The sequence below is a fragment of the uncultured Jannaschia sp. genome, assembly GCF_947494055.1.
Taxonomy (GTDB): domain Bacteria; phylum Pseudomonadota; class Alphaproteobacteria; order Rhodobacterales; family Rhodobacteraceae; genus Jannaschia.
Map to the genome: position 1 here is coordinate 319,855 of NZ_CANLTR010000001.1, position 12,480 is coordinate 332,334.

Here is a 12,480-nt window from a genome sequence, read left to right on the forward strand (position 1 = left end):
ATGGGGCGCATGGACCCCGACCTCAAGGTTGACCGCCCCCGGACGCGCGGGCATTGCACCGGCATGATCGTCGCCGCAGCCCTCGTGCTCCCCTTCCCGGATATCTCGCCGGACATCTTCAGCGTCACTCTGGGCGGGATCACGATCGCGCCGAAATGGTATGCGGCGGCCTATATCGTCGGCATCGTCGGCGGCTGGCTGATGGCGCGCTGGGCCGCGCCGCGCGCCCGGTTCTGGCCCGGCGACGCACCGCTCGCCAGCCGCGCGCAGATCGAGGACATCATGACCTGGATCACGCTCGGCATCGTGCTGGGCGGGCGTCTGGGCTACGTGCTGTTCTATCAGCCGCAATACTACCTGAGCCATCCGGTGGAGATCCTCTACCTCTGGGAAGGCGGCATGTCCTTCCACGGCGGGATGATCGCGACCGGGCTCCTCGTGATCGTCTACGCGATGAAGCACGGCATTCCGATCCGCTCGCTCCTCGACCTCGCCGCGCTCTGCACGCCGCTCGGGCTCGGTCTCGGACGGCTCGCGAACTTCGTCAACGCGGAGCTTTGGGGCCGGCCCTCGACGCTGCCTTGGGCGGTGATCTTTCCCGGCGGCGCGGCGCAGGATTGCGCGAACGTGGGCGAGCTCTGCGCCCGCCACCCGAGCCAGCTCTACGAGGCCATGCTCGAGGGGCTGGTGCTCCTCGTCGTGCTCTGGGCCATCGCGTTCGCCGGAGGGCTGAAGGCGCGGGGCCTGATCTGCGGCCTGTTCCTCGCGGGCTACGGCGCGGCGCGGATCTTCGTGGAGCACTTCCGCCAAGCCGACGCGCAGTACATCACGCCCGACAATCCGCTGGGCCATGTGATCGGCTGGGGCGAGTTCGGCCTGTCGATGGGCCAGGTCCTCTCGGTGCCGATGCTGGTCGTGGGCCTCGGCGGCGCCTGGCTCGCGGTGCGCGCGGCACGGCGGTGAACCTTGCCGACGCCCTGATCGCACGGATCGAGACGACCGGGCCGATGACGGTCGCCGATTACATGACCGAGGCGCTGCTGCATCCGACGCTCGGCTACTACACGACGCGCGACCCGTTCGGCGCGGCGGGCGACTTCACCACCGCGCCGGAAATCAGCCAGATGTTCGGCGAGATGCTGGGCCTCTGCCTCGCGCAAGCGTGGCTGGATCAGGGGGGCGGGCCGGTCGCGCTCGCCGAGCTCGGACCCGGGCGCGGCACGCTGATGGCCGACATCCTGCGTGCCACGCGGTCGGTGCCCGACTTCGCGGCGGCCGTCTCCATCCATCTGGTGGAGGCGTCGCCGACGCTCCGCGCCGTGCAGGCCGACACCTTGATCGCCTACAATCCCACTTGGCACGACAGCGTGGACGACCTGCCCGAAGGGCCGATCCTGCTCGTCGCCAACGAGTTCCTCGACGCGCTGCCGATCCGGCAATTCGTTCGGGCGGCGGCGGGCTGGCGCGAGCGTTTGGTGACGGTGCGGGATAATGCACTGGCCTTTGCCCTCGGCCCCGTCGTGCCGGTGCCCGAGCTCGACCACCACGACGTCCCCGAAGGCACGCTGGTCGAGCGTTGCCCCGCCTTGCCGCATGTCGTCTCCGCCGTCGCCGAGCGCGTCGCCCGGGGCGGGGCCGCGATCCTCGTTGATTACGGCCACTGGCGCAGTCGCGGCGACACGCTGCAGGCGCTGCGCGACCACGCGCCTGTCCCGCCGCTCGACGCGCCCGGTACGGCCGACCTGACCGCGCATGTGGATTTCGAGGCCGTGGCCCGCGCCGCGCCGCCCGCCCGCGCTTCCGCCGTGACGCCGCAGGGCGTCCTGCTCGAACGGCTCGGCATCACCGCCCGGGCGCAGGCGTTGGCGCGAAAGCTCGAGGGCGCGGCACTCGACGCCCATGTCGCCGCGCATCGCCGCTTGACCCACCCGGCAGAGATGGGCGACCTGTTCAAGGCGATCGCCCTCGTCCCCGCGGGGGCGGCCCTGCCGCCGGGATTCGACGAATGACTCTGGAGATCCTGACCTCGGACCATCTCGGCGAGATCCGCCACGGCTTCTTCACGCGCCGCGGCGGGGCCTCGTCGGGCGTGTTCGACGGTCTGAACTGCGGCACCGGTTCCAGCGATCAGGCCGACATCGTCACCACCAATCGCACCCGCGTGGCCGAGGCGATGGGCGGTCCGCTCCACGGAGTGCATCAGGTCCATTCGGCGGAGGCCGTCGTGGCCGTCGACCCCGAAACGCGCCCCCGGGCCGACGGCATCGTCACCGACCGTCCGGGCGTCGTGCTCACGATCCTGACCGCCGATTGCGCCCCGATCCTGTTCCACGACGCGCAAGCCGGCGTGATCGGCGCGGCGCATGCCGGCTGGCGCGGCGCGCTGGGTGGCGTGCTCGAGGCGACGCTGGCCGCGATGGAAAACCTCGGCGCGACTTCCGGCGCGACCCGCGCGGCGATCGGCCCGACGATCAGCCAGCGCGCCTACGAGGTCGGCTCGGACTTCCTCGACACGTTCGAGGCGCAGGAACCCGACGCCCTCCGCTTCTTTGCGAATGGGGCGGACGGGAAATATCGCTTCGACCTGCCCGGTTTCGCGCTGCGACGCCTGCGCCGCGCGGGCGTGGACGCGGAATGGACCGGCCACTGCACCTATTCGGACCCGGCGCGGTTCTACTCCTACCGCCGGACGACCCATGCGGGCGAGGCGGATTACGGACGCCTCATCTCGGCCATCGCGCTCTGAGCCCGGGCGACATTCAAGCGCCACATTGAGGTCACCGAACTTCCCCGCTCCGGCCCTGTGGCCGCCGCGCTACCTTGCCATCCTGTTTACGAATTGCAGGTGAAGGTCGGACCGGTGTCGCGTATCGTCTGGATGGACCGGACCGCCGACGATGCCCGCGACGCGGAGACAACGCCGTCCCGGTTCCGGTCGACGCCCGCGGACGGCCGAACTGCGAAGACCTGAGATACGTCCGGGATCCCCTGCCAGATCCCGGGCGGGCCGGACGCGGTCCCGTCTGCCACGGTGGCCGCGTCCGATGAGACTTCAGCGGGACCGGGCGAGGTCCGACAGCGCCGCGCCGGTCGTCAGCATGTCCGGGTCGAGCCTGAGCTCGATCACCGCCACCGTCCCCGAAGCCAGCGCCGCGTCGAGCGCGGGCGCGAAGTCGGCCTGTTCCGTCACCGTCCAGCCCTGCCCGCCATAGGCCCGCGCCAGCGCCGCGAAGTCCGGGTTGGCGAGATCGGTGCCCGAAACGCGACCGGGATAGTGCCGCTCCTGGTGCATGCGGATCGTGCCGTAGCGGCCATTGTTAGCGACGATCACCACCGGCGTCGCACCGTGCTGCATCGCCGTCGACATCTCGTTCAAAGTCATCTGGAAGCACCCGTCCCCGGCGAGGCAGACGACCTGCCGTCCCGGATGGGCGAGGCTTGCCGCGATCGCCGCCGGGAAGCCGTAGCCCATGCTGCCCGAGGTCGGCGCGAGCTGCGTGCCCTGCCGCTTCCAGCGGTAGTAGCGATGCAGGAACCCCGCGTAGTTCCCGGCCCCGTTGGTCACGATCGCGTCCTCGGCGAGCGTCGCGTCGAGATGGGCGATGACCTCCTCCAGCCGGACCGCGCCCGGCGTGGGCTTCGGCCGCAGCCAGTCCTCGTACTCCGCCCGCGCCGCCGCTTGTGCCGCATGCCAGCCCGGCAGGTCGTCGTTCCGCGCAGACAGTGCCCGCGTCACGTCGGGGCCGCGCGCGGCGATGGCGATCTCGGCGGGCCAGACACGGTTGATCTCGTCCGGATCGGCATGGACGTGGATCAGCGCCGGCGTCGTGCCCTGCGGGTCCAGCACCTCGTAGCCGCCGGTGGAGATGTCGCCCAGCCGCGTGCCGAGCGCGAGGATCAGGTCGGCCGCGCCGAGCCGCTGCATGAGCTTCGGGTTCGGCCCGACGTTCAGGTCGCCTGCATAGGCCGGCGAGCGATTGTCGATCACGTCCTGCCGCCGGAAGGACACCGCGACCGGCAGGCCGTGCCGCTCCGCCCAGGTGGCGAGGTCGCGGCTGGCCTCCTCGGACCAGCCCGGCCCGCCCGCGACGACGAGCGGACGCTCGGCCCGTGTCAGCCGTTCGATCACGGGGCCGAGATCGGGCACCGCCGGATGCGGGACGACGACGCGGGGCCGGTCGGGCACCTCCGCCTCGGCCGAGAGCATGTCCTCCGGCAGCGCCAGAACGACCGGTCCCGGCCGCCCGGAAAGCGCGACCGAGAAGGCACGGGCGACGTATTCGGGGATGCGCTCGGTCTGGTCGATCTCGGCCACCCACTTGACCAGTGGGCCGAACATCGCACGGTAATCGACTTCCTGGAACGCCTCACGGTCGCGGTGGCCGCGCGCGATCTGGCCGACGAAGGCCACCATCGGCGTCGAATCCTGCATCGCGACATGCAGCCCGGCGCTGGCATTGGTCGCCCCCGGCCCGCGCGTGACGAACAGCACGCCCGGCCGGCCCGTGAGCTTGGCCGTCGCCTCCGCCATCATCGCCGCGCCCCCCTCCTGCCGGCAGACGACGTTCGCGATGCCGCTTTCGTGCAGGCCGTCGAGCGCGGCGAGGAAACTCTCGCCCGGGACGGAGAACACCCGCTCCACCCCCTGCGCCTTCAGCTGATCGGCGAGGATCTGTCCGCCGTGCCGCATGTCCCGTCTCCCGATTGTCGGTGGATCAGACGCCGGCGGCGACGATTGCGTCGGCCAGGCGCGGCACCGTCTGCGCGTTCAGGCCGGCGACGTTGATGCGGCTGTCGCCCACCATGTAGATGCCGTGATCGCGCCGCATCGTCTCGACCTGCTCGGGCGTCGCGCCGATCAGCGAGAACATACCCCGGTGCGCGGCGAGGAAGCCGAACCGGTCGGAGCCGGTACGGTCCCGCAGCTCGCCCACCAGCTGCTCGCGCAGCGACAGCATGTGTCCGCGCACCTCCTCCAGTTCCGCCATCCAGTCGGCGCGGAGCGTGTCGTCGCCGAGGATCATCGTCACCACACGCGCGCCGTGATCGGGCGGGAAGGAGAAGTTGAGCCGGTTCAGCGCCGCCATCGCCCCCTGCGTCACCTTGAGCGCGTCGGGCGACGGCGCGACCGCCATCAGGAGCCCGGTCCGCTCGCGGTAGATGCCGAAGTTCTTGGAGCAGGAGGCGGCGATCAGCGCCTCGGGAACGGCAGCGACGAGGCGGCGCACGCCGTCGGCATCCGCCGCGAGCCCGTCGCCGAAGCCCTGATAGGCGATATCGACGAAGGGCACCGCGCCGCGCTCGGACAGGATCGCCGCCGTCCGGTCCCACTGGTCCCGCGTCAGGTTCGCGCCGGTCGGGTTGTGGCAGCAGCCGTGCAGGATCACCGCGTCGCCGGGCGCGGCCCCGGCGAGGTCCGCCTGCATCCCCTCGAAGTCCACGCCACCGCTCTCGACGTCGAAGTAGCGGTAGGTCGCGATCTCCATGCCCAGATATTTCGCGATCGCCGTGTGGTTCGGCCAGGTCGGGTCCGACAGCCAGACCTTCGCCGCCGGCGCGGCCATGCGGATCAGCTCGAGCCCCTGCCGTATCGCCCCGGTCCCGCCGGGCGTCGCGACGGCGGCGAGCCGGTCGGCGGGCTTGTCGTCCCCCAGCACCAGCGTGGAGAGCGCGTCCGCGAAGGCCGGATCGCCGGCGAGCCCGGTATAGACCTTGGTGTCCTGCGTCTCCACGAGCTCTCGCTCCGCCGCCTTCACCGCGCGCATGACCGGCGTGCGACCCTCCGCGTCGCGGTAGACGCCCACGCCGAGGTCGATCTTCGCGTCGCGCGGATCCTCGCGGTAGGCGGCCATCAGCGCCAGAATCTTGTCGGGCGCCTGCGGCGTCAGGTCGGTCAGCATCAGGCGTCTCCTCGTGCGGTCTTCAGGTCGGGATACATGCCCCATTCGGCCCAGCTGCCGTCGTAGAGCGCGTGGTCGTCGTGGCCCAGCCGGGCGAGGCCGAGATTGAGGATCGCCGCCGTCACCCCGCTGCCGCAGGTGGTGATGACCGGTCGCTTCAGGTCGACGCCCGCGGCGATGAACGCGCGGGCGAGGTCCGCCCCGTCCTTCATCGTGCCGTCGGGCTCGAAGAGCGTGGCGTAAGGGACGTTGCGTGATCCGGGAATGTGACCCGCGCGCAGACCGGGGCGCGGCTCCGCCGCCTCGCCGCGGAAGCGGGCCGCGCCGCGGGCATCCACGATCTGCGCGTGCCCCAGCTTCGCCGCCTGCGCCACCTGTATCACGTCGCGCATGAGGTCGGGACGCGGCGCGACATTCATGTGCCGGTCGCGGATGGTGGGTGGGTCCGAGGTCACCTCACGCCCCTCGGCGATCCATTTCGGCAGGCCCCCGTCGAGCACCGCCGCCTGCTTGCCGAATAGCCGGAACAGCCACCAGACCCGCGCGGCCGAGAGGATCCCGGCCCCGTCGTAGATCACCACCGTATGTCCGTCGCCCACGCCCATCCGGCGCATCCGCGACACGAACTTCTCGACCGGGGGCGCCATGTGCGGCAGGGCCGAGCGCGCGTCGCTGACCTCGTCGAGATCGAGGAACCGCGCCCCGGGAATGTGGCGCTCCGCGTATTCCTCCCGCCCGTCGCGCCCCATGTCGGGCAGATACCAAGACGCGTCGATCACGCGCAGGTCGGGCGAGGCCAGCCGCGAGGCCAGCCAGCGCGTCGAGACGAGGGTTGCGGGATCGTCGGCCATCGGGCTCTCCTGGGGTCGTGCGCGGCTTAGACCCGGCCGGCCCGGCGCGCAACGCAAAGAGGGCTTGCACGGGGGGCGCACGGTCTTTAAGGGGCGGCCTTCGAACCGGGCGGACACCCTTGGAGGCCGCCCCTCATGACAGATTGGAGATCAACATGGCTGGAGAGATTCCGGATCTCGTGGCTCATGCCCGGACGGGGACAGGCAAGGGGGCCGCTCGTCAATCGCGCCGGAACGGGATGGTTCCGGGCGTCGTCTACGGCGGTGGCGCCGACCCGCTGCCGATCGAGGTGCCGTTCAACGACCTGGTGGCCAAGCTGAAGGCCGGCCGCTTCCGCGCGACGCTGTGGAACCTCAAGGTCGAGGGTCAGGAAGACGTCCGCGTCATCGCCCGCGACGTGCAGCGCGACGTGGTCAAGGACCTGCCGACGCATCTCGACCTCATGCGCCTGCGCCGCACGTCGAAGGTGAACCTGTTCATCCCCGTCGTGTTCGGGAACGTCGACGGCTGCCCCGGCGACAAGCAGGGCGGCGTGCTGACCGTCGTGCGCCCGGAAGTGGAACTGCGCGTGACCGCGGGCGACATCCCGGACCACATCTCGGTGGATTGCTCGAAGATGGAGATCGGCGACACGCTGCACATCTCCGACGTGACGCTGCCCGAAGGGGCGAAGGCGACGATCGAGCGCGACTTTGTCCTGGCGAACATGCAGGCGCCGTCGGGCCTCGCCTCGATGAAGGACGACGAGGACGAGGTCACCGAGACCGAGGTCATCAACCAGACGGACGACACGGTCGAAGGCTGAGCTTGGCGAAATCGCTTGCAAGGGGCGCGGCCATCCGGTCCGCGCCCCTTTTTCGTTCGCCTCAGCCGATCGCCGGCCGCCCGCCGGCCGCCGCGTAGGCCGCGTCGATCACCGCCTGGGTGCCGCGCGCATCCTCGAGGGTCCATGGGAAGGCAGCCTCCCCGCGGATCGCCGCGCCGAACGCCTCGACCTGGCGGACGTACTGGTTCTCGCCCGGCCAGGCGCGGTGGTGGATCACGCCGTCGGTGCCGCGCCATTCAACCGCCGCCTCCTTGAAGCGCCCGGCATTGAAGGGCGCCGTCAGCCGGATCAGGCCCCGGTCGCCGTGGAACAGCATGAACTGCTCCGGCAGCAGCCGCATCGAATTGACCCAATGCGCCGTGAACCCGTCGAACCGGGCCGAGACCCTCGCCAGCACGTCGCACCCGTCCTCCCAGTCGATGTCGGCATGGGTGATCTCGACCGGCTCCGACCGCGTGGCCCAACGGGTCGCCCCGTAGGTATAGACCCCGATATCCGGCAGCGCCCCGCCCCCGGTCGCCGCGACGTTGCGGATGTTCCGCGGGTCACTCGAATTGTCGTAGCTGAACACGCCCTCCACGTGGCGCAGCCGCCCGACGGCGCCGTCGTCGAGAAGTTGCCGCGCGAGCTGCCATTGGGGATGGTGGACGATCATGTAGCCCTCGGACGCGACGAGCCCGGTCCGGTCGCGCGCCTCGATCAGCGGCGCGATGTCCTCGGCCTGCATCGCCACCGGCTTCTCGACGAGGACGTGCTTGCCCGCCTCGAGCGCCTTCACGCCCCATTCGACATGCAGCGTGTGGGGCAGCGGCACGTAAACCGCGTCGATTTCCGGATCGGACAGCAGGGCATCGTAGCTGTCATGGACCCTGAGCCCGGGGGCCAGCTCGGCGAAGGGCGTGGCCTTGTCGGGGCTTCGCGTCGCGAGCGCGGCGAGGACATGCCCCCGCGACGCGTGGATCGCCGGACCCATCTCCCGCTGCGCGAAGTTCGATGCGCCCAGTATGCCCCATCTGATGGTCATTCGTCCGTCCCCCTCTGATCGGCGCCACACTGATGACGCGATCTCCGGGAGGCAAGGCCCGCGGCCGGGCCTATTTGAGCTGGCTGTCCTTGCTGCCGCGGCGATTGATCCCACCGCGCGGCGCGGCGCGGGTGTCGCGCTGGCCCGCGCAGTCGACGCAAAGCTTTACGCCGGGAATGGCCTGCCGCCGCGCTTCGGGGATCGGCTCTTCGCATTCGGCGCAATGCGTCCGGCTCTCGCCCGAGGGTCCCTGCCGCGCCTTCAGGCGCGTCAGCTCGTCGGCGATCGACGCCTCGATCTGCTCGCTCACCGCGCCGTCGCGCGTCCATCCACCGGCCATCGTATCTCCCCCCGCGTCGCGCCCGTCAGGCCGGAACCATGCCGGTCTGCCGCGCGAGATCGCGCACGCGCTTCGACAGCTTCTCGAACGCCCGGACCTCGATCTGCCGGATACGCTCGCGGCTGACGCCGTATTTCGCCGAAAGGTCCTCCAGCGTTACCGTCTCCTCGTTCAGACGCCGCTGGGTCAGGATGTCCTTCTCGCGATCGTTGAGCACGTCCATCGCCTCGGACATGAGCCCGATCCGGCTCTCGTATTCGTCGCGCTCGGCGTAGTCGCTCGCCTGGTCGGCATCGTCGTCGGCCAGCCAGTCCTGCCACTGCGTCGTGGAATCCCCGTCGGACCCGACCATGACGTTGAGCGAGGCGTCGCCGCCGGACATGCGCCGGTTCATCGACGTCACCTCGTCCTCGGTCACGCCGAGATCGGTGGCGATGCGCTGCACGTTCTCGGGGCGCAGATCGCCCTCCTCCAGCGCGCCGATGCGGTTCTTCGCCTTCCGGAGGTTGAAGAACAGCTTCTTCTGGGCGCTCGTCGTGCCGAGCTTGACCATCGACCAGGACCGAAGGACGTATTCCTGGATCGCGGCGCGGATCCACCACATCGCGTAGGTCGCCAGCCGGAAGCCCTTCTCGGGGTCGAACTTCTTGACGGCCTGCATCAGGCCCACATTCGCCTCGGAGATGACCTCGGCCTGCGGCAGACCGTAGCCGCGGTAGCCCATCGCAATCTTGGCGGCGAGGCGCAGGTGGGAGGTGACCATCTTGTGCGCGGCCGCGGTGTCCCCCTCCTCGACCCAGCGCTTGGCCAGCATGTATTCCTCTTCCGGCTCCAACATCGGGAACTTCCGGATTTCCTGCAGATAGCGGTTCAGCCCCGCTTCGGGGCTGGGGGCCGGCAGATTCGCATAGGTGGCAGCCATGTCTGCGCTCCCTCATGTTAACGGTTTTAACACCCTTTCGCTCGGAGATGGGTCCGAGCTAACGGAAAATCAACGATTCAAACGTTACGATCCCGTTACCAAAGGTTGACCGTAACTATTCGTTCCCGCTGATGAACGACAGGGTTGGAACGGCGGGGTCTCTGTGCTCCACCGCGCAGGACCGCGGCCCGTCCTGCCTCGACGCGGAGGCTCAGGCTCGCAACGCGGCGAGCAGCGCCTCCATGTCCACCGGGAGCGGCGACTCGAACCGCTCGCTCCGTCCCGTGACCGGATGGACGAAGCCGAGCGTCGCGGCATGCAGCGCCTGACGCGGGAACGTTTCCACCGCAGACCCGGCGGGATGGTCGCGCGGGAGGCGCCGGTGGCCGCCATAGACCGGATCGCCGATCAAGGCATGACCGGAATGGGCCAGGTGCACGCGGATCTGATGCGTCCGGCCCGTCTCCAGCCGACATTCGAGCAGCGCGGCCACGCCCATCGCCTCCAGCACCCGCGCCCGCGTCACCGCGTGGCGTCCGCCGTCCCACGTCACCGCCTGTCGCTGGCGGTCGGTCCGGTGCCGGGCGAGCCGGGTGGTGATCTTCAGCGTGTCGCCCGCCTCCCAGCTGACGCCGCGCGTGCCGCGCAGGCGGGGATCGCCGGCATCGGGCACGCCGTGGCAAATCGCCATGTAGCGGCGGTCGACGCTGTGCGCCTCGAACTGCGCGGCGAGACCGTGATGCGCGGCGTCGGACTTCGCGACGACCAGCAGACCGCTCGTGTCCTTGTCGATCCGATGCACGATCCCGGGCCGTCTCTCGCCCCCGACCCCCGACAGGTCGCCGCCGAAATGATGCAGGAGCGCGTTGACGAGCGTGCCTCCGGGACTGCCGGGCGCGGGATGGACGACCATGCCGGCGGGCTTGTCGATCACGATGAGGTCCGCGTCCTCGTGCAGGATGCGCAGGGAAATGTCCTCCGCCCGCGTCTCCGGGTCGTCCGCCACCGGCACCCGGACCACGACTGCGTCGCCGGCGCTCACCCGGTCTCGGGCGGCGGCCGTCGCGCCGTTCACCGTGACCGCGCCCTCGGCGATCAGGCGTGCCAGCCGCGAGCGGCTCAGATGCGCCTCGGCTGGCACGTCGCGGGCGATTGCCTTATCGAGGCGCGGCGGCGGATCGGCCGCGATGGCGAAGGTGACGATCGTGTCGGACATGAACCCCCCGGAGCCGCCGAACCTGCGGTTTCTCAGGCTTCTCGTCACGATCCTGACGGCGGTGATGATCGCCGGGCTGATAACGATCGTGGCGCTGCTTGTCACGCGCCTGCCGGGCGCGGCGGTCCGGGTACCGGCGGCCCTCGACATGCCCGACGGGACGGCGGTCAACGCCGTCACGCAGGCACCGGGCTTTTGGCTCGTGACGACGGAGGACGGGCGCGTCCTCCTCTTCGAGCCGGACGGAACGTTCCGGCGCGAGATCGCGCTCGAGTGAGGCCGGCTACCGACGGGGGACGAGACGGTCGGCCCGCGGGATTTTAGCAATCTTCTCGACAAAACAGCCTGGTAATCCGACGCCGGTCGCGACCCGTTTAACCACGCCGTAACGCCGGCCATGCGACCCAGCGGATCGATCCCGGAGGTTGACCCATGCCGCATCCCGTCGTTTCCGAGCCCGGTTCCGAAGACCCGCTGACCTTCGCCGTCTGCGAGCGGGACAAGTCGACCCTGCAGATGGTGCGCGAGGCGCTCGAGGACGGCAACGTCATGCTGGCCTACCAGCCGGTGGTCGGTGCAACGAACGGGAAGCCGGCTTTTTACGAGGGCCTGATCCGTGTCCTCGACGACAAGGGCCGGATCATTCCGGCGGGCCAGTTCATGGACGTCGTCGAGACGCAGGAACTCGGCCGCGAGATGGATTGCGCCACCTTGCGTTGCGGCCTCAACGCGCTGGCCCGGACCCCCGCCCTGCGCCTGTCGATCAACATGTCGGCGCGCTCGATCGGCTATCCGAAATGGCTGCAGATCCTGAAGCGGTGGCTGAAGGAGGACGAGACCGTCGCCGAGCGGCTGATCCTCGAGATGAACGAGGATTCGGTCATGCAGGTGCCCGAACTGGTCAAGACGTTCATGACCGACCTGCAACCCGCAGGGATCACCTTCGCCCTCGACAATTTCGGCGCGGGCCGGACCTCGTTCCGCCATCTCAAGAACTTTTACTTCGACATCATCAAGATCGACCGCTCCTTCGTGCGCGATTGCGACACCGATGCCGACAACCAGTGCATCCTCGCCGCGCTCATCACCATCGGGGAGCAGTTCGACATGTTCACGGTCGCCGAAGCGGTGGAGACGCAGGCCGAGGCGGAGTTCCTCGTCAATGCGGGGATCGACTGCATGCAGGGCTATTACTACGGCGCGCCCGAGGTGAAGCCCGCCTGGCTGCCGCCGGTGAAGGGGCACCGCGCCGCCCGCGCCGGCTGAGGCGTCCGCCGGCGCCCCGCGCGCCCTTTCGGCACACCTCCGGCATCTTCGCTGTTTACCCTTTCCACACGCTCGGGCTAGGCAGGACGGGATCGCCGCACGGGCGCGGGTTGGGGGAGGCCCGTTCCGCGCAC

Annotated in this window: 13 protein-coding genes; 6 read left to right on the plus strand and 7 right to left on the minus strand. The window is 69.9% G+C overall.

The window, feature by feature from the left end; translation table 11 throughout:
• Positions 1–63 precede the first annotated feature (63 nt).
• The 3 genes from lgt to pgeF are packed head-to-tail and all read left to right on the plus strand — an operon-like array spanning position 64 to position 2,746.
• On the plus strand, positions 64–963 hold the full coding sequence (gene lgt, locus Q1A87_RS01645) for a prolipoprotein diacylglyceryl transferase (RefSeq protein WP_299646537.1): 900 nt from the start codon (positions 64–66) through the stop codon (positions 961–963).
• Positions 960–2,009 (plus strand): SAM-dependent methyltransferase, encoded by a 1,050-nt coding sequence (locus Q1A87_RS01650; RefSeq protein WP_299646371.1) that lies wholly within the window; start codon positions 960–962, stop codon positions 2,007–2,009. Before lgt ends, Q1A87_RS01650 begins: the two co-directional genes overlap by 4 nt.
• A complete protein-coding gene (gene pgeF, locus Q1A87_RS01655; RefSeq protein WP_299646373.1) occupies positions 2,006–2,746 on the plus strand; it encodes a peptidoglycan editing factor PgeF in 741 nt (246 codons plus the stop codon). Before Q1A87_RS01650 ends, pgeF begins: the two co-directional genes overlap by 4 nt.
• Positions 2,747–3,052: 306 nt before the next feature.
• On the opposite strand, the gene Q1A87_RS01660 is transcribed toward pgeF, so the two are convergent.
• From Q1A87_RS01660 to sseA, 3 genes are read right to left on the minus strand one after another with little or no spacing between them, the layout of a single operon-like run.
• The gene (locus tag Q1A87_RS01660) at positions 3,053–4,690 is read right to left on the minus strand and encodes a thiamine pyrophosphate-binding protein (RefSeq protein WP_299646375.1); all 1,638 of its coding nucleotides are present in this window, start codon (positions 4,688–4,690) and stop codon (positions 3,053–3,055) included.
• Between the two features lie 25 nt (positions 4,691–4,715).
• Positions 4,716–5,900, minus strand: a complete 1,185-nt coding sequence (locus Q1A87_RS01665; protein ID WP_299646377.1) for an amino acid aminotransferase — start codon at positions 5,898–5,900, stop codon at positions 4,716–4,718.
• A complete protein-coding gene (gene sseA, locus Q1A87_RS01670) occupies positions 5,900–6,751 on the minus strand; it encodes a 3-mercaptopyruvate sulfurtransferase (protein ID WP_299646379.1) in 852 nt (283 codons plus the stop codon). Before sseA ends, Q1A87_RS01665 begins: the two co-directional genes overlap by 1 nt.
• A gap of 155 nt (positions 6,752–6,906) precedes the next feature.
• On the opposite strand from sseA, the gene Q1A87_RS01675 reads away from it, so the two are divergent.
• On the plus strand, positions 6,907–7,557 hold the full coding sequence (locus Q1A87_RS01675) for a 50S ribosomal protein L25/general stress protein Ctc (protein WP_299646381.1): 651 nt from the start codon (positions 6,907–6,909) through the stop codon (positions 7,555–7,557).
• Positions 7,558–7,618: 61 nt separating this feature from the next.
• Here Q1A87_RS01675 and Q1A87_RS01680 read toward each other — a convergent pair whose 3' ends face one another.
• The 4 genes from Q1A87_RS01680 to Q1A87_RS01695 all read right to left on the minus strand — a co-directional run bounded on the left by Q1A87_RS01680 (position 7,619) and on the right by Q1A87_RS01695 (position 11,080).
• A complete protein-coding gene (locus Q1A87_RS01680; RefSeq protein ID WP_299646383.1) occupies positions 7,619–8,602 on the minus strand; it encodes a Gfo/Idh/MocA family oxidoreductase in 984 nt (327 codons plus the stop codon).
• Positions 8,603–8,672: 70 nt separating this feature from the next.
• The gene (locus tag Q1A87_RS01685; RefSeq protein WP_299646385.1) at positions 8,673–8,942 is read right to left on the minus strand and encodes a DksA/TraR family C4-type zinc finger protein; all 270 of its coding nucleotides are present in this window, start codon (positions 8,940–8,942) and stop codon (positions 8,673–8,675) included.
• A 25-nt stretch (positions 8,943–8,967) separates the two neighbouring features.
• Entirely contained in the window at positions 8,968–9,864 is an 897-nt protein-coding gene (gene rpoH, locus Q1A87_RS01690) for an RNA polymerase sigma factor RpoH (RefSeq protein WP_299646387.1), read from the minus strand.
• Positions 9,865–10,075: 211 nt separating this feature from the next.
• Positions 10,076–11,080, minus strand: coding sequence for an RluA family pseudouridine synthase (locus Q1A87_RS01695; RefSeq protein ID WP_299646389.1), 1,005 nt, complete (start codon positions 11,078–11,080; stop codon positions 10,076–10,078).
• Here Q1A87_RS01695 and Q1A87_RS01700 point away from each other — a divergent pair.
• Positions 11,052–11,357 carry a DUF6476 family protein gene (locus Q1A87_RS01700; protein WP_299646391.1) on the plus strand — a complete coding sequence of 102 codons (306 nt, stop codon included), beginning with the start codon at positions 11,052–11,054 and terminating at the stop codon, positions 11,355–11,357. The genes Q1A87_RS01695 and Q1A87_RS01700 overlap by 29 nt on opposite strands.
• A 155-nt stretch (positions 11,358–11,512) precedes the next feature.
• Positions 11,513–12,346: an EAL domain-containing protein gene (locus tag Q1A87_RS01705; RefSeq protein ID WP_299646393.1), complete on the plus strand. Its 834-nt coding sequence runs from the start codon at positions 11,513–11,515 to the stop codon at positions 12,344–12,346.
• Positions 12,347–12,480 lie beyond the last annotated feature (134 nt).

Bases quoted from the DNA above. Each gene is read 5' to 3' on its own strand.
- lgt (WP_299646537.1), top strand. From the start codon at position 64: ATGATCGTCGCCGCAGCCCTCGTGCTCCCCTTCCCGGATATCTCGCCG.
- pgeF (WP_299646373.1), top strand. From the start codon at position 2,006: ATGACTCTGGAGATCCTGACCTCGGACCATCTCGGCGAGATCCGCCAC.
- Q1A87_RS01660 (WP_299646375.1), bottom strand. From the start codon at position 4,690: ATGCGGCACGGCGGACAGATCCTCGCCGATCAGCTGAAGGCGCAGGGG.
- Q1A87_RS01665 (WP_299646377.1), bottom strand. From the start codon at position 5,900: ATGCTGACCGACCTGACGCCGCAGGCGCCCGACAAGATTCTGGCGCTG.
- sseA (WP_299646379.1), bottom strand. From the start codon at position 6,751: ATGGCCGACGATCCCGCAACCCTCGTCTCGACGCGCTGGCTGGCCTCG.
- Q1A87_RS01675 (WP_299646381.1), top strand. From the start codon at position 6,907: ATGGCTGGAGAGATTCCGGATCTCGTGGCTCATGCCCGGACGGGGACA.
- Q1A87_RS01680 (WP_299646383.1), bottom strand. From the start codon at position 8,602: ATGACCATCAGATGGGGCATACTGGGCGCATCGAACTTCGCGCAGCGG.
- Q1A87_RS01685 (WP_299646385.1), bottom strand. From the start codon at position 8,942: ATGGCCGGTGGATGGACGCGCGACGGCGCGGTGAGCGAGCAGATCGAG.
- rpoH (WP_299646387.1), bottom strand. From the start codon at position 9,864: ATGGCTGCCACCTATGCGAATCTGCCGGCCCCCAGCCCCGAAGCGGGG.
- Q1A87_RS01700 (WP_299646391.1), top strand. From the start codon at position 11,052: ATGGCGAAGGTGACGATCGTGTCGGACATGAACCCCCCGGAGCCGCCG.
- Q1A87_RS01695 (WP_299646389.1), bottom strand. From the start codon at position 11,080: ATGTCCGACACGATCGTCACCTTCGCCATCGCGGCCGATCCGCCGCCG.
- Q1A87_RS01705 (WP_299646393.1), top strand. From the start codon at position 11,513: ATGCCGCATCCCGTCGTTTCCGAGCCCGGTTCCGAAGACCCGCTGACC.